The sequence below is a fragment of the Lacicoccus qingdaonensis genome, from assembly GCF_900101075.1.
GTDB lineage: Bacteria > Bacillota > Bacilli > Staphylococcales > Salinicoccaceae > Lacicoccus > Lacicoccus qingdaonensis.
The window spans coordinates 1-15573 of sequence record NZ_FNFY01000020.1; the positions used below are offsets into that span (position 1 = coordinate 1).

Below are 15573 nucleotides of genomic sequence, written 5' to 3' on the forward strand. Positions count from 1 at the left end.
ATTACTTGATTGAGGCTGCCAATTCAGTCCGCAATAATATTCCGACGTTTCGTGCGTACTATCAGAAAAAGAAAGCAGAAGTCCCCAAGCATCAACACAAAAGAGCCCTCGTCCTTACCGCAAGAAAACTTGTGCGTCTGGTGGATGTCCTACTACGCAACCACCAACTCTACATGCCGGAAAGGAGTGTGTAATTCGGGCATAATATTGACTCGAATCCTTTCATCCAACGCCTAGGAAAAATGTGAAATTACGCTAGGCTTATTTAAGTATGCTTTAAATCTGTGATTCAGTTGTCGCCTCTACTGACGTTATGAATACATCAATTTGACTTAACACCACAAGTCTTATAAATTTGACTTGATCATTTTAAATTCATTGTTTGAATAATCTACAATGATATCGAATTTTTCCCTTAAAGGATGCATGAACAGATCGTACTGGTCCCGCCTGTGTTTCTGCGCGCTGATCAGTGTGTCCAGGCTCCGGCCACGCTGTTCGACATCACGCTTCTTTCTGCGTTCAAGTTCTGTTTCTGAATCGGTATAGAAGTAGACGGACAAATCAAAGTTGAAATCTTCGAGAAAGGCCGCGGACATCCCTTCGATGATTGTGACTTTGCGGGAACCATCCAGCACTTTTTCAGCGTCCCATGGTTTGTCTATTGTTGTGAGACGTGCGCCATTTTTAAGCACTTTGATATCCCTCGTCAAACTGTTAAGCTCGTGGCGGATCGGCATGCATGCCGTGATTTTGAAAGTGGAACGGCTGCCGTCAACTGTATAGTCCGCATACGTATTACCCAGATGCCGGCCTTCGATGATGTAAGTGTCCGTATTCATGTAATTATAATCCGTATCGAGGGAATCGCACAGCCTGCGTGCGAAAGATGTCTTGCCGGATGCACCATGGCCGGAGATGGCAATGAATATTCTATTTTCGGCAGTATTGATGACTTCATTGATCTGTCTGATGAGCGATTCCATAATGCACCTCTTCTACCCGTTAATTTTATTATCCCATAAACTGATGTAATTTTACAAAAATGCGTAATTTGCAGTTCACTTAAAACACAACTCACCGGATTTCATTGAGTTGTGTCCAGGGGCAATCACTTTATTTTTCTGCGTCCGAGCATTGCCCAGACAATCGGGCCTAAGGCCAATATAATAATTAAAGGAATCATAAAGACACCGAATGTTGATTGGTCCAATACGCCGTAGTTGATAATTTCTATAAAGATCACAGCGAAGATGACCAGCACACCGTTTTTGGTTGCGTTCATGAGCTGGCGGCTGTTCAAATAAAAAGCTTCAACAGTGGATTCATCCATCCGCTTTGGATAGTTGTGCATTTCAGGAACTCTTTCAAGAGCTTCGAGCATAGGTATGATAAAGAATGGTATGACTATTAAAATGATCATTTCATATTTCGAGCCGTATCTGTTCACTTCACCAGCTGAACCGAAATGCATGGGCACTTCCGCAGGCAGGAATGGAAAAGTGATAATGGCATAAACAAGAGCCCCGGTAAATATGCTGTAGCCGATGATGTTGTAGACTTTTTCTGCAGCTGTTTTAGGAATATCCAGCTTTGGTCGTGTTTGCAATTTGATTACCTCTTATACATGTTGTTTGACTTCATTATCCCATAACAGCATTTGTTTTCACACAAAAAATTGAGCACAGAAAGTCTGTGCTCAATCAATGTTAGACGACATCATGCCGGACTGCCTTTTTCTGTGTCGTAAAGTAGGTGACTGCATATGCCAGGATGCCAAGTCCGAGAATGATATAGGGCAGGGTATAGAGAGTGAAGTTCCAGAACGCATTTATTTCAATGCCTGTGTTGACCAGGTTAATCAGCGGCATAAAGTAGAACATATAAGTGAAGCCCATCGGTACCAGGTATATGACCACTTTTATATTGACATTTTTGAACCAGTCCCTGGCGAATGTCGTGTAGTAAAAGCTTGCGATGAGCAGATTGACTCCCGTAATCATTATCATCCCGAAAGGATAGAAGATATAATTTACTCAGATTATCAGGCCGGGAAACGAGTAAGTCACTCGAAAATGGATATGTGCTCGAATTCAGGACGTGCAAAACGATTAAGATGTGTGATGAGATAGATATACTCGGAATTCAGGGCCGGGAAACGAGTAAGTGGATAGCAAACTTCAATATACTCGGATATTGAAGAGGAAAACGATTAAGTCTTCCAAAATTTCAGATATACTCGTTTTCTAAATAAAGAACCGATCATTTTCAACAAAATCCAATATTTAATCGCCATGAAAATAAAAAATCCGGTAAACATAGAGTTCACCGGGATTCTGCCTGTCTATCAATACTCAATGTCCTTCAGCATCTCGAGCTGTTCGAAGCCGAGGTTGCCGCCCGAAACGACGAGGCAGACCTTATCATCTTCTTTGACATCCAGCTTTTTATCGAGCAGCGCACCGAGTCCGATGGCCGAGGACACTTCTGCAAGAATTTTACCTTCCATCAGCATCATCTTCTGGGCTTTCAGCATCGTTTCATCGGATACACTCAGAAAATCATCCCCATGTTTTTGAACGACTTCAAAATTCAAAGTGCCCGGACGGTTGACGACCAGCGCATCGGCAATCGTTTTCTGTGATTCAAGCTGGACCGGTTCGCCGGCTGCCAGACTTTTTGTGTATCTCGGCAGCCTTTCAGGCTCGACACCGATGACTCTGCCCTTGAATCCTGATTCCTTCATGGCAGTGGAAACACCGCCGATCAGTCCGCCGCCGCTTGCCGGGACCAGCACATGGTCGAATGGAATGTTCTCATCCATTATTTCGAGGCCGACGGTACCCTGACCAGCCATGACGAGATCATCTTCGAAAGGCGGCACGATTGTATATCCGTGTTTTTCAGCCAGCTGTTTCGTTACAATGAAACGGTCATCGACGGTGCAGAATTCAGTCGCCGCGCCGTGCTGTCTGATGGCCTCGACTTTGAACGACGGTGCGGTTTCAGGAATGACGATCGTGGCCTTTATCCCCAGCAGCTTTGAAGCGTAACTGACTGCCTGGCCATGGTTGCCGGAAGAGGAGCAGATGATGCCTGCTTCTTTTTCTTCATCGGTCAGGCTGAGAATTTTATTCATCGCACCGCGGAGCTTGAAAGCTTTTGTGTTCTGCATATTTTCAAGCTTTGCATACACTTCGCAGCCCGCATACTCGTCCAGGTTCTGGAGACGGATCAGAGGTGTTTTAACAATAAAAGGTTTAATCTTCTCGCGTGCTTGGTATATATAATTAACGGATATCATAAATAAAAACCTCTTTTCTATTGGATTTATATAAATAATTTGACAATAGTAACGAATCATACTAAAATTATCTCGAAACTGAAATAATTTGGTTTATGACAGAAGGTGAGACAATGAATCGCACAAAAGAAGCTTTTAAGGCCTTTGTAGGTGTGAAACGTACAAACGAGTACCTGGAAAGCAACGTCAAGAAGGATGTTTCACGTTACGGTTTGAACATCACCGAGTTTGCTGTTCTGGAACTATTATACAACAAAGGTGACCAGCCGATACAGCATATTAAAAATCGTATTTTAATTGCGAGCAGCAGTACAACCTATGTTGTGGATAAGCTCGTTGATAAGGGCTATGTGGACAGACGTCCGGATACGAATGACCGACGGATCAGCTATGCGTTCCTGACCGAAAAGGGGCGTGAGCTCATGGTGGAAATTTTCCCGCCGCATGCCGAACTCATCAAAGAACTGTTTGAAGAGTTGACGGATGAAGAACTGGCTGCATTCAGGAAGACTTTGAAAAAAATATCAGTGAAGCGCGCTCAGACTAATTAGGTTTGAGCAAACTTTTTGAAACTTATCTCGATTTCGAGATATAATAAAATCATGTTTAATAAAGGAGAGTTAAAATGGTTAATCATGAACTACTGGGTATTCATCACGTCACTGCAATGACAGACGATGCGGTGAGGAACTATCGGTTCATCACTGAAGTGTTAGGAATGAGACTCGTCAAGAAAACAGTCAACCAAGATGACATTCACACATATCACACATTTTTTGCTGATGATGCCGGCAGTCCGGGAACGGATTTGACTTTCTTTGATTTTCCGAATGTCCCGCAGGGGCAGAGAGGTTCGAATTCTATCAGCCGAATCGGTCTGAGAGTGCCGGATGATGCGGCTCTGGAATATTATCAGGAACGATTTGATGAATTCGGTGTCAAGCACGAAGGCATCCGGGATTTATTCGGCAAAAAGGTGCTGCCTTTTGAAGAAGCGGACGGCCAGAGATACCAATTGTTCTCTGATGAGAACAATGAAGGCATAGCGCCGGGGACACCTTGGAAAAACGGTCCTGTACCGGAAGACAAAGCCATTTACGGACTCGGTCCGATTGAAATTACGATCTCTTATTTGGATAAATTCGTGGAAAACCTGACCGGAATCTACAATATGAAACCTGTGGTGGAAGAGGAAGATATCGTTGTATTAGATGTCGGCGAAGGCGGAAACGGAGGTCAGGTGATTGTCCGAAAAGACGGCTCCCAGTCCGCAAGACAGGGTTACGGTGAAGTTCACCACGTGTCCTTCAGAGTAAAAGATCATGAAGCGATCAAAAAATGGGAAGAAAATTACAATGAGCTGGGATTGAGCCACTCGGGCAATGTCGATCGTTTCTATTTTGAAGCACTGTACTCAAGGGTCGGTCACATATTGATCGAGCTGTCGACGGACGGTCCGGGCTTCATGGGCGACGAACCGTATGAAACGCTTGGTGAATCATTGGCACTGCCGCCGTTTTTGGAACCACAGCGGGAGCATATAGAATCGCAGATCAGACCATTTGATACAACTCGCAGCAAGTAATCATAATTAAAATAGATAAGAAATCAGGAGGAAATATATATGTTACACATTTTTAAAGAAGGTAAAAAAGGCGGACCGGTATTTGTATTATTGCATGGCACAGGCGGTACGGAGCATGATCTGATTCCGCTTGCCGAAATGCTGAACAGCGACTACAGCATACTGTCCATCCGCGGCAACGTCCAGGAAGGCGGCATGAACCGTTATTTCAAACGCCACGGCGAAGGGCAGTATGACATGGAAGACCTTGAATTCAGAGGGAAAGAACTTCTGAATTTCATCAAGGAATCAGCAGATAAATATGATTTCAACACAGAAGACGCGATTCCGGTCGGATTCTCAAACGGGTCGAACATTGCGATCAACATCATGCTGAGAGAAGAATCGGACATCAAAAAAGCACTTTTATTCGCACCGCTGTATCCTGTTGACCTTTCGGGTAATAATAAAGATCTGAGCGGCGCAGAAGTGTTCCTGTCACTCGGTAAAGGCGATCCGATCGTTCCTGAAGATGAAAGTGAAAAAGTTGTTGAAATCTTTAAAGAGCGCGGTGCAGATGTCAGGCACACGTGGGTCAACGGGCACAGCCTGCCGCAGGAAGTCGCGATGGAAGCAAGAGATTGGCTGAATAAGTAACCTCACTATTTCCGTTTGTCAAAGGACAGGAGATGGAAATATGGATATGACTGTAAAGCAGGGTCAGAACAAATTTTATGTGGACGACGATGAAGAAGATCCACTCTCTCTGATGACTTATGTCCATAACGCCAAGACGCAGATCATCATTGACCATACCGAAGTGAGTGATGAACTGCGCGGTGAAGGCATCGGTGATCGACTGCTTGAAGCTGTGGTCCGTTATGCGAGAAAGAAATCCAGATCATTCCATTATGTCCATTTGCAAAGGCACGGCTTGAAAAGAATGATGACGAGTATGAAGATGTACTGAAATAGAAGATGATTACAGAATCCCGCCCCGGCTGAATGAGCCAGGATGGGATTTTTCTGTGTGCTGAGATCTTTATTTTTAACACATACCTTGCATTATTCACTAGTGAGCAATATACTATAACTAAGTAGTGAACAATGAACAGTAGTGAGTTAAGAGCAGTAGTCGAAAAGGGGGGGTACCGAATGAACGCACAGTTTAAAAAGGGGTCGCTGGAACTTTGTGTGCTGTCGTTTATCAGACAGGAAGAACAGTACGGCTATCAGCTCGCACAAAATATCGGTAAATATATCAATATTGCGGACGGCACTTTGTATCCGCTGCTCAGACGATTGGTCAAAGAGGGGGTTGTTGACAGTCATTTCAAAGAATCGACCGGCGGCCCGGCAAGGAAATACTACACGTTGACATCAGAAGGGGAAGCGCATTTGGAGAGTATACACGAGGAATGGAGAACCTATACCAAAGCGGTCAATCAGTTGCTCGAAGATACGCATTAAACAAAAGGGAGAAATTTATTATGACAAAGAATGAATTTTTGAAGCAGCTTGAAAATGAGCTGATACAGCTTTCAAGCACCGTAAGAAATGATATTTTAAACGAGTATCAAAATCACATCAATGAAGGTGTGGAAGAGGGCAAAAGTGAAGAAGAGGTTGTGGCAGCTTTGGGAGACCCGGCAGATATTGCAGAAGAAATCTTATCAGTCGAAAACGTTGAGGAGAACGCCAGAGAGCCGGAATATGCTGCGATGCAGTCAGATCTTCATCAGGATATCAACCCGAAAGATATTAACAGCATCGATATCCAGGGTGATTTTTTAACGGTCGATATCAGAAGCGGGATCAAGTTTGAAATGAATTATGAGAGCCCCGGAGAGCAGAGCGAGTTTTCGCACGGCGTCGATGGAGATAAGCTCATATTCAGACATAAGAATAAAAATGCGAAGAAAGTCCACTTCAACATACTTGATTTTATGCGCAACAAAAACTACCGCAGTGACAAGTTGACAATCGTCTGGCCGGAAACTTTGACTGATTTAAAAATCAGGACGGAAAAAGGGGCAGTGACACTGAGCGGACTCACAGCCAAAACTTTTAATGTGGCTGCGGATCTCGGAGGGGTCACAGTTGAAAATATTGTCGGTATGAACGGAGAGTTTACAAGTGATATGGGATCTGTAACCGTTAAAAACAGCGGTTTTGATGATGTTAAACTCGCGACGGATATGGGCAGGGTGAAAGCAGATAATATTGTTGCAAACCATCAGTCGTATTCAACGGATATGGGAGCGATTGACATTAAAAATGCACAGCATGATTCAAATATTACGGCGCATACCGATATGGGCTCGATCAGTGTCGTCTATAACCATAAGCCGACTGTAACACAAATCATTGCGAAAACAAAAATGGGCAGTGTATCAAATCAGCTTGATAATTATATTGTTGACCATCCGGAATATACTGCAAGATTTACGACCTCGATGGGATCTGTCAGTATTCATTAAAAATAAAAGGAGCAATAACTCGAGTTATGAGTTGCTGCTCTTTTTGTTGCTGTGCCGCTCGAGGGGGAGTCTTCCTGGCGCTATATCTGTTCATTTTATAAGTAGGTTATAGCGTGGCTAATGACTATACGCTATATGTACGAATTTCATAATCGACTTATAGCGCAGCTGCCGCTATGGCGCTATATCCAGACTTTTCACAAGCGGGTTATAGCGTAATCAGAGTCCTGACGCTATATTCAGCCTTTTCTCAGGTGACTTATAGCGCAGAAGGTGTCTCCAGGTCTCAAAATCACCCGCACCTCACCAACTCACACATTCACCGCCTGCCTCTTATTCTTTCTCGACTGCAGGACGAGTATGACGATGCCGAGAAGGAGCATGATGAGGCCGGCCCATGACAGGCTGTCTAGTGTTTCACCGACGAGAAATACGCCGAGAAGTGAAGCTGTCAAAGGTTCGGCGAGAGACAGTGTGACGGCGGTCGAAGATTTTACATGTCTTAAACCGCTTGAGAATAAAAAGTATGCCAAAGTTGTTGCGAACAGGCCGATATGTAAAGCGACCAGAAGTCCGTTCGTTTCACCGATCCATGACATATCATTGATGAATAGGAATGGTGACAGGATCAGGGCACTCAGGCAGAATATCATCGCCACCGAAGCGATCGGATCACGTGACTGGACAAGTCTCGAGTTCGACATCGTAAAGCTGGCGAATGAAATGCCTGCGCCGAGTCCTCGGAGGACGCCTGAGGCATCGACTGTTACTGCATTAGTGTTGAACATTAAAATAATACATCCCGTAATCGCGAGTACTGTGGACAGCCACCATACCCGGGATGGTCTGATTTTGAAAATCAGCCATTCAATCATTCCCGAGAATACAGGTGCGCTGCCTATAGAAACGACCGTACCGACAGCAATGCCCGTCAGCTCGACGGCACTGAAAAAGAATGGCTGGAAAAGTGCCATCGCAATTCCGCCGATGATCAGAGGTTTCACCGGCCAGCCTTTGAACGTCATTTTTTTGGTCAGTACGGCGATCGCCATCAGCATAACACCGCCGATTACCAGTCTCGCGACGCCCATCGATATACTGTCTACTTCGCTTGCGAAGGCTTTTGCCGTTCCGGCAGTGCCCCAGAGCATTGCTGCAAATAAAATCATGAAAGGTGCCAGACTCTGTCTCATTTGATCTCTCCTAAAATAATTACATACAAACCATATATAAGATATAATATAGGTAATTTCAATGATTATAACAATAAAATGACTTGAGTGGAGTGGGTGTTATGTTAGAAGTGATCGCAACAAACATACAGGATGTCATCGATGCCAACCAATACGGCGCCGACAGGATCGAACTGTGTGCCAATATGAATGAAGACGGTTTGACGCCGAGCATCGGACTGATAGAAGAGGCATCGAAACTGTCACGAATACCCATACATGTCATGGTCAGGACCCATAACCGGGGGTTCGTCTATAACGCACTCGACCAGCAGGAAATGCTGAGCGACATCGACTTTATCAAACAGACGAATGCCGCCGGCATCGTCATAGGTATGCTGACATATGAAGGGGTTGTCGACGAGTATTTTTTAAAGAAGGTCATCAGCCGGGCTGAAGGGCTGAATATTACATTCCACCGTGCATTTGACTCGGCGCGCATCCAGTTCGAAGCGCTGCAGACTTTATTGAAGTATGAAGAAGTGCAGACGATTCTGACTTCGGGAGGAGAAGGATATGCGAGCGAAAACCTGCCGCTGTTGATCGAGATGAATAAGTTTGCCAAAGAGAAAAATAAAGTCATCATGCCTGGCGGGGGCATCAATGAAAACAACGTCAGTCAGTTTCTGGATGAATTCGAGTACATTCATGCAGGAAGCGGCGTCCGTCTGGACGGCACATTCAAAACCGGAATGTCACAGCGTCTGGTCCATTCATTTTTTTGACTCGGAAAGGGTGGGGCTCAATGATTAAAAGACATCATCATATTTCCATGTATACAAAAGATCTGAAAAAGAATAATCATTTTTACACTGAGGTACTGGGGCTGAGACGGGTCAAAGTGTCCGTCAACCAGAATGACCACTCGATGTACCACGTGTTTTACGGGGACACGCTCGGCACAGCCGGAAACGATATTACCTATTTTGATATGCCTTATGTCGCAGACCGGAAGCCCGGCACGAATGCCCATCATGCACTCGGCCTGCTTGTAAAAGATGAAACGGTTTTTGACTACTGGCAGGAGCGTCTGAAAAAATTCGGCTTTGAAAGTGAGAAAAAAGAATATTACGGACGCAGTGTCCTCGAGTTTCGGGATGCGGATACTTTAAAGCTGATACTGTTCAGTGCAGAAGGCGAGACGCTCCCGCCGGAATGGGAACCGTGGACGAATAATGATATTGATGAGGAATATCTGATCCTCGGCATGGGCCCGGTTCAGATAAATGTGCGCGACAAAGACAAGATGGTCGATATGCTCACCGGGATTTTCAAGTATGACATCATCGAAGATACAAGAGAGCATGCAATTCTCCGTGCACATAAAAACCGGTTGACCGGTGAAATCATCATCTGTGAAAGAGAAGGAAGAATCGAGGTCCAGGGTCGCGGCACCATCCATCATCTGGCGGTTCAGACGGACGGTGCTGATCTGCATGGAGTGGATGAAATGTTGAAGGCACGCGGATACCGTACAACCGGTGTCATCGACCGCTATTATTTTGAGAGCCTTTATTTCCGCGAGGATAACGGTGTGATGTTTGAAATCGTCGGCCCGGACGCAAGAGGCTTTACTGCAGACACTGACGAGAGTGAGCTCGGTAAAAAACTTGATCTGCCGCCGGCACTGGAAGAGAAACGGGATGAAATCGAGAGCGGTCTGACACCTATCAGTGACTGGACAGATCAGTAATATTTTAGCACGAAGATATGACAACGATTGTCTGATATTTTGGAGGTTATAAATTGAACGAACAAAAAAGTGTTAAATTAACGACGACGATTCACAGTCTGGATAAAAAAGGTTCCGGCATGGCTCTGGAATACAGGGATCATGGCGGCCATAAGCCGCGCAAGCTGAAGCTTAATATTCCTCAGACGCTGATCGGCGAAGAAGTGGAAGTCGATGTGCCGAATGCGGACGGCAGAAGGCGTGCGACGGTCATGCCGGGTAAAATACTCACACCGCACAAAGAACGGGTGACGCCGCCGTGTCCGCACTTTGAAATGTGCGGTGGCTGTGTATGGCAGCACTGGCAGTATGAAGGCCAGCTCAATTACAAGACGGACCTTGTCAAATCATTTTTAAAGAAGCATGATTTCGATACTTCGATGGTCAAAGATACAATCGGAATGGAGCACCCGTTCGAATTCAGGAATAAGATGGAGTTCACATTTTCAAAAGAAGGGCATCTCGGCCTTCATGAACTCGGTAACTTCAGAAATATCATCGACCTGGATACATGTCTGATTTCAAGCAGGGATATGGTGAACGTCATGAAAATCGTCTCCGGGTGGGCGAAAGATTTTGATCTGCCGGGTTACGATAAGGATAATCACACCGGGCTGCTGCGCCATCTGATGGTCAGACAGTCACAGATTACAGGCGAGCTTATGGCAGCATTGTTTGCAACAGAGGCACCAGACGGTGACCTCACAGAAGCGGTCAACGCACTGGTTCTAAGGCTGACGTCCGAGATTGATTCTTTGGAAAGTCTGATGTGGATGGAGAACAAAGAAATCGCAGATGTCGCCCAGGCAGAGGACGAGGATATCCATCTTCTTCACGGCAGGGAGTATATCCATGAAGAGATGAGCGGTTACAGCTACCGTGTCTGGTACAACACATTCTTCCAGACGAACCCGACCCAGGCGCAGAAACTTGTGGAACTCGCCACTGAAATGGCAGACGTCAAAGAGCATGAAACGATGATCGACCTATTCTGCGGTGTCGGAACTTTTTCACTGCCGTTTGCCGGCAGGGTGAAATCTTTGGCAGGCATCGAAATCGTTGAATCGTCGATTGAATCGGCCAAAAGGAATGCCGGGGACAATGATATTCACAATACGTACTTCCTCGCGAAAGATGCAAGGCGCGGCATGTCCGAGATTCTCAAGACGTGGGGCATACCGGATCTGCTGCTGCTCGACCCGCCGCGTTCAGGAGCCGGCGGCAAAGTGATGCGCCGCATCGGCAGACTCGGAACGAACAGAGTCGTCTATGTTTCATGCAACCCGGAATCATTTGCTGATGACATTACATGGCTGAGAGAATTCGGCTATACACTCAGACAGGTTCAGCCTGTTGACCTGTTCCCGCACAGTGCTCACGTTGAAATCGTATCGGTTTTGGAACTGGAAAAAGAATAATGTTTGATTAGGAGTTGCAGAAAGGTGAAAGTTGCCGCTGCAGCTCTTAATTTTTGATAATTATGCGTTTTAATCTTTATAGATTCTTTACAAATGTATATAATGGAAATAAGAAAAGAGGGTGTAGAATGGAGCAATTTACATACAAGATTCAAATCAAGAATAAAAAACAAGAAGTTGTGATTATCGGTGATGATGACAAAGTTTACGGATCCATTCAGCGCAGTGTGCTGAGAAACTGCGACAAAAGAAGCACTTATCAATTCATCGGCAATTCCGGCGATAAGGTGGTCGTCGGTATGAAGAAGAGGCGTTTCCGCGATCTGAACGTCGCAAGCTATATCGTGCAGTCGGATAATTATGAATTCAAATTGAAAGAACGGCCGGGGAGCAACCTCCTGTACTTCAAAGTGGATGGTAAATTTGATAATAAATATATCACACTTGCCGAAGACTGGAACGGCAACCTGGAAGTCTATTACCATGCGAGCCATGTGATGACGGTCATTGAAGATCCGGTGAGCGGGGAAACGGCAATCGTTCTCGGAGAAAAATTTGAAGTGAATTCCCTCAGCTTCATAATCGGTCTTCTGATGTTCTTTATGTATAAAACATATAAGCGGGAAGACTGGTACATCGAGCGGGCATTATAGCGAAATTGTGTCACTTGTAAAAATGTTTTGAAAACTCAAGGGAAAACATGTAAAATCAAACTATTGAGACGTTAAGGGGGAATCGTATGCTAAGGTTGTTATGTATTGCGATACCGGTAGCAATTTTAGTGTTCCATTTAATATTTGATGACGCGCTCTTATGGTTGATTTCATTATTATTTGGACTGCTGGGTTTTCTATTCAGTTTTATCAATCTGAAATTCAGAGTAAACCCGCTTGCATGGGGGCTTTTTGCATTGAATATCGGAATGTTCATATTTACGGTAGTTTATACCGTACTGCACTTTTCATAAGTGCGCACAAAGGGGACAGGGCTTGTGAATCAGCCCTTTTTATTGTGCTTTAATTATTTTCCGGTTCTACATAGCTGTAGTCACTCAGATCAAGGTCGGTTTCTTCACCGCTTAAAAATCTGGCGACTTCATGTCCGATGAAAGGTCCGGCAGTCAGACCCGTTGCACCGGCACCGTTGATGACGAATGTATTCTCATCCACATGGCCGATGAACGGCAGAAAGTCCCTTGTATAAGGCTTGAAACCGACCATCATCCTGATGTCTGTAAGTTTGGAGTCCGGGAAATACCTTTCTGCAAGCCCCCGCAGATATTGATAGTTTTCTTCCGACGGTGAATCATCATATGACTCGGTCTTTTGATGCGTCGTACCGATCGCAAATTCATTATCTCCCATCTCGACAATATAGATGGGGCCGAGAGCCATGACGACAGGTGTTTTTACGACTTCAGCCTCCTCCACTTTGAAATGCAGTACTTCAGAGCGCTGATGTGTGATTACCGGTTTGAAACCCTGTTCAGATCCCCATGCGCCTGTAGCATATATCGTCATACCTTCCGTTGTTTCCGGCGGATTTTTATCGATCCATGTGCCGCCGGCTTTTATAAATGCCTTTTTCAATGAATCTCTCAGCAGGGCACCCTTGACCTGGGCACCGCCTTCGACATAGACACCGGAGTACTTATCACTAAGGTGAGGATGATAATCCTTCACTTCCTCCCGGGACAACATTTTTACTTCGCCCATTTCAGGGGCATCGGTTTTCTTTTTACTGATTCTGTTGAAGGCGAGCTCCAGTACGTCATCATCTTTGAATAAAGAGATCGATCCGCGTCTTGTATAGCCGGTTTCCGAATCCGTTTCTTCTTCCAGCTGTCCGATGAATCCCGGGTAGTATCGTGCAGCTTTTGTTACAAGACGGTACCACTTCTTATTTCTTCTCTGTGATACCCATGGGTTGATGATTCCGGCAGATGCTCCGGTTGCATTTCCTCTGTCATTCCGGTCATAAACTGTGACTTCATGACCTTGTTTAATGAGGTGGTAGGCCGTAGATGCACCGATGATGCCTCCGCCGATTACTGTGAATTGTGACATTCTATCCCTCCGTACGTTAATATATATAAAATTATGATAAACTGTTTATTGATCAATGATGGGGAGTTTTACTCATGGAAAAATACGTTTTGAATATATTCAAAGATCAGCAAGCTTTAAAGACTTTGAACAAATGGTCCATTCTCATTACTATGGGCGCCTTTATAGTATTTTACTTATTTGAAGTCTTTTTCACAAATACTACAGGTCCGGCCCTTTTGGGATGGTCTTTGACGGAAATACTATTGTCCGTCCTTTTCATCATCATCTTACTGTTTTTGATCATAACAGTACATGAAGCGATCCACGGTTTATTTTTTAAAATCTTCAAACCGGATGGCAACGTCAAATTCGGTTATAGTAAAGGTATGTTCTATGCGACCTCTCCCGGTGAATTTTTCGACCGCAGGCAGTTCAAAATCATCATTATCATGCCGTTCATCATTATCACTTCACTGATGCTCGTCATGTGGTTCATAGTACCACACTCTTCGATCAAATACTTTCTGGCGCTCCATACAGGCGCATGTGCCGGTGATTTTTATTATTTATACCTGCTGAATAAACACCCGAACATGAAGTATGTCGAAGATACGGATGTCGGTATGACGATGTATGAAAGCCTGCCTGAAAATTAGAACGTTTGTTCGTATCATGGTATAATGGACTTAATGATAAGTTTTAGGTGATACTATGGAAAGAAGAATCATTCATATAGATATGGACGCGTTCTATGCCCAGATTGAACAGCGGGATCATCCCGAGTACAGGGGCAGGCCCCTGATCGTCGGCGGCCGTTCGCTCAGCAGGGGCGTCGTTGCGACTGCCAGTTATGAAGCGCGCAAATTCGGCGTGCATTCAGCGATGCCGACAAGAACTGCGCATAAGCTGTGCCCTGATGGTATTTACGTCAGGCCGCGCTTTGATGTGTACAAATCCGTGTCGAAAGAAATTATGGAAATATTCCTGTCATACTCTGAAGTCGTGGAGCCGCTCAGCCTGGATGAAGCGTATCTCGATATTACGCATCTCGTGTCAAGGGAGCGGACGGCAAAATCTGTGGCGCTGAATATTCAGAGGGATATTTTTGAGAAAACGAGATTGACGTCATCAAGCGGCATTTCATATAATAAGTACCTGGCGAAAATCGCCTCCGGCATGAACAAGCCGAAAGGAACAACGGTCATCCACTATGACAATGTCATGGAAGTTTTAAAGGCGATGCCGATCGGCAAGTTTCCTGGTGTCGGTGCGGTCACCGAAGAGAAGATGAAATCGTTGAAAATATATGACGGTGCAGACCTCTACGAGTGGTCCGAGCTTGATCTGACACGTGAATTCGGCAAACGTGGAACTTCTCTCTATAAGAAGGCCCGCGGCATCGGGACGAATGAACTGAGTGTCGACCGGGTGCGTAAGTCTGTCGGAAAAGAAACGACGTTCGATCACGACATCAATGATGATGAGTACATACTTAAGACGCTTGAAGGGTTGAGTGACAAGGTCAGCGAGAGTATGGAACGCCGCCAGTTTGCCGGACGGGTCGTCACAGTCAAATTGAAAACACAAGATTTTAAGACACATACGAAACAGATGATGACCACGAATCCGATTTTCACCGGAGAAGAGATATTCCATTATGCATACAATTTATATCATGAAGTGAAGTCACCTGAAGCGCCGATACGCCTGATTGGTGTGACCGTGTCACACCTGGAAGAAAGAAGTTATCGCAATTTGACGATATATGATTTTTTATAATAGTATGTATTTAATA

At 45.0% G+C, this 15573-nt stretch carries 18 protein-coding genes and 2 pseudogenes; 14 read left to right on the forward strand and 6 right to left on the reverse strand.

The genetic code is table 11. The annotated features are described in order from the left end of the window. Positions 1-194 (forward strand): annotated as a pseudogene (locus BLR15_RS10290) (IS110 family transposase); the annotation flags it as partial. Between the two features lie 153 nt (positions 195-347). Here the strand turns inward: BLR15_RS10290 and BLR15_RS10295 are convergent. The 4 genes from BLR15_RS10295 to BLR15_RS10310 all read right to left on the reverse strand — a co-directional run bounded on the left by BLR15_RS10295 (position 348) and on the right by BLR15_RS10310 (position 3304). Beyond that, positions 348-986, reverse strand: coding sequence for a uridine kinase family protein (locus BLR15_RS10295; protein ID WP_092987202.1), 639 nt, complete (start codon positions 984-986; stop codon positions 348-350). Positions 987-1111: 125 nt separating this feature from the next. Next, on the reverse strand, positions 1112-1609 hold the full coding sequence (locus BLR15_RS10300) for a DUF1648 domain-containing protein (protein WP_176754129.1): 498 nt from the start codon (positions 1607-1609) through the stop codon (positions 1112-1114). Positions 1610-1709: 100 nt separating this feature from the next. After that, complete coding sequence (locus tag BLR15_RS10305) at positions 1710-2009, reverse strand: hypothetical protein (protein ID WP_143003961.1); 300 nt, start codon at positions 2007-2009, stop codon at positions 1710-1712. A 338-nt stretch (positions 2010-2347) separates the two neighbouring features. Continuing rightward, a complete protein-coding gene (locus BLR15_RS10310) occupies positions 2348-3304 on the reverse strand; it encodes a threonine ammonia-lyase (RefSeq protein ID WP_092987210.1) in 957 nt (318 codons plus the stop codon). 113 nt (positions 3305-3417) lie between these two features. Here BLR15_RS10310 and BLR15_RS10315 point away from each other — a divergent pair, with 113 nt between their 5' ends. The 6 genes and pseudogenes from BLR15_RS10315 to BLR15_RS10340 all read left to right on the forward strand — a co-directional run bounded on the left by BLR15_RS10315 (position 3418) and on the right by BLR15_RS10340 (position 7348). Next, positions 3418-3855 carry a MarR family winged helix-turn-helix transcriptional regulator gene (locus BLR15_RS10315; RefSeq protein ID WP_092987212.1) on the forward strand — a complete coding sequence of 146 codons (438 nt, stop codon included), beginning with the start codon at positions 3418-3420 and terminating at the stop codon, positions 3853-3855. A 74-nt stretch (positions 3856-3929) separates the two neighbouring features. Continuing rightward, the gene (locus BLR15_RS10320; RefSeq protein WP_092987213.1) at positions 3930-4889 is read left to right on the forward strand and encodes a ring-cleaving dioxygenase; all 960 of its coding nucleotides are present in this window, start codon (positions 3930-3932) and stop codon (positions 4887-4889) included. Positions 4890-4928: 39 nt separating this feature from the next. Beyond that, the gene (locus BLR15_RS10325) at positions 4929-5525 is read left to right on the forward strand and encodes an alpha/beta hydrolase (protein ID WP_092987217.1); all 597 of its coding nucleotides are present in this window, start codon (positions 4929-4931) and stop codon (positions 5523-5525) included. A gap of 40 nt (positions 5526-5565) precedes the next feature. Continuing rightward, positions 5566-5843 (forward strand): annotated as a pseudogene (locus BLR15_RS10330) (GNAT family N-acetyltransferase). A 180-nt stretch (positions 5844-6023) separates the two neighbouring features. After that, a complete protein-coding gene (locus BLR15_RS10335) occupies positions 6024-6338 on the forward strand; it encodes a PadR family transcriptional regulator (RefSeq protein ID WP_092987218.1) in 315 nt (104 codons plus the stop codon). Between the two features lie 20 nt (positions 6339-6358). Beyond that, positions 6359-7348, forward strand: a complete 990-nt coding sequence (locus BLR15_RS10340; RefSeq protein ID WP_176754130.1) for a DUF4097 family beta strand repeat-containing protein — start codon at positions 6359-6361, stop codon at positions 7346-7348. Between the two features lie 311 nt (positions 7349-7659). On the opposite strand, the gene BLR15_RS10345 is transcribed toward BLR15_RS10340, so the two are convergent. Beyond that, positions 7660-8541, reverse strand: coding sequence for an EamA family transporter (locus tag BLR15_RS10345; protein ID WP_092987220.1), 882 nt, complete (start codon positions 8539-8541; stop codon positions 7660-7662). Between the two features lie 101 nt (positions 8542-8642). Here BLR15_RS10345 and BLR15_RS10350 point away from each other — a divergent pair, with 101 nt between their 5' ends. The 5 genes from BLR15_RS10350 to BLR15_RS10370 all read left to right on the forward strand — a co-directional run bounded on the left by BLR15_RS10350 (position 8643) and on the right by BLR15_RS10370 (position 12697). Then, the gene (locus BLR15_RS10350; protein ID WP_092987225.1) at positions 8643-9305 is read left to right on the forward strand and encodes a copper homeostasis protein CutC; all 663 of its coding nucleotides are present in this window, start codon (positions 8643-8645) and stop codon (positions 9303-9305) included. 20 nt (positions 9306-9325) lie between these two features. After that, the gene (locus tag BLR15_RS10355) at positions 9326-10273 is read left to right on the forward strand and encodes a VOC family protein (protein WP_092987226.1); all 948 of its coding nucleotides are present in this window, start codon (positions 9326-9328) and stop codon (positions 10271-10273) included. Between the two features lie 53 nt (positions 10274-10326). Beyond that, complete coding sequence (gene rlmD / locus BLR15_RS10360) at positions 10327-11730, forward strand: 23S rRNA (uracil(1939)-C(5))-methyltransferase RlmD (protein WP_245696746.1); 1404 nt, start codon at positions 10327-10329, stop codon at positions 11728-11730. A gap of 128 nt (positions 11731-11858) precedes the next feature. After that, positions 11859-12383, forward strand: a complete 525-nt coding sequence (locus BLR15_RS10365) for a hypothetical protein (protein WP_092987227.1) — start codon at positions 11859-11861, stop codon at positions 12381-12383. 86 nt (positions 12384-12469) lie between these two features. Further along, entirely contained in the window at positions 12470-12697 is a 228-nt protein-coding gene (locus BLR15_RS10370; RefSeq protein ID WP_092987228.1) for a hypothetical protein, read from the forward strand. 49 nt (positions 12698-12746) lie between these two features. Here BLR15_RS10370 and BLR15_RS10375 read toward each other — a convergent pair whose 3' ends face one another. Continuing rightward, the gene (locus tag BLR15_RS10375) at positions 12747-13796 is read right to left on the reverse strand and encodes an NAD(P)/FAD-dependent oxidoreductase (protein WP_092987230.1); all 1050 of its coding nucleotides are present in this window, start codon (positions 13794-13796) and stop codon (positions 12747-12749) included. A gap of 74 nt (positions 13797-13870) precedes the next feature. On the opposite strand from BLR15_RS10375, the gene BLR15_RS10380 reads away from it, so the two are divergent. Then, positions 13871-14434, forward strand: coding sequence for a DUF3267 domain-containing protein (locus BLR15_RS10380; RefSeq protein ID WP_092987244.1), 564 nt, complete (start codon positions 13871-13873; stop codon positions 14432-14434). A 55-nt stretch (positions 14435-14489) separates the two neighbouring features. Beyond that, positions 14490-15557 carry a DNA polymerase IV gene (gene dinB / locus BLR15_RS10385; RefSeq protein WP_092987246.1) on the forward strand — a complete coding sequence of 356 codons (1068 nt, stop codon included), beginning with the start codon at positions 14490-14492 and terminating at the stop codon, positions 15555-15557. Positions 15558-15573: the final 16 nt, after the last annotated feature.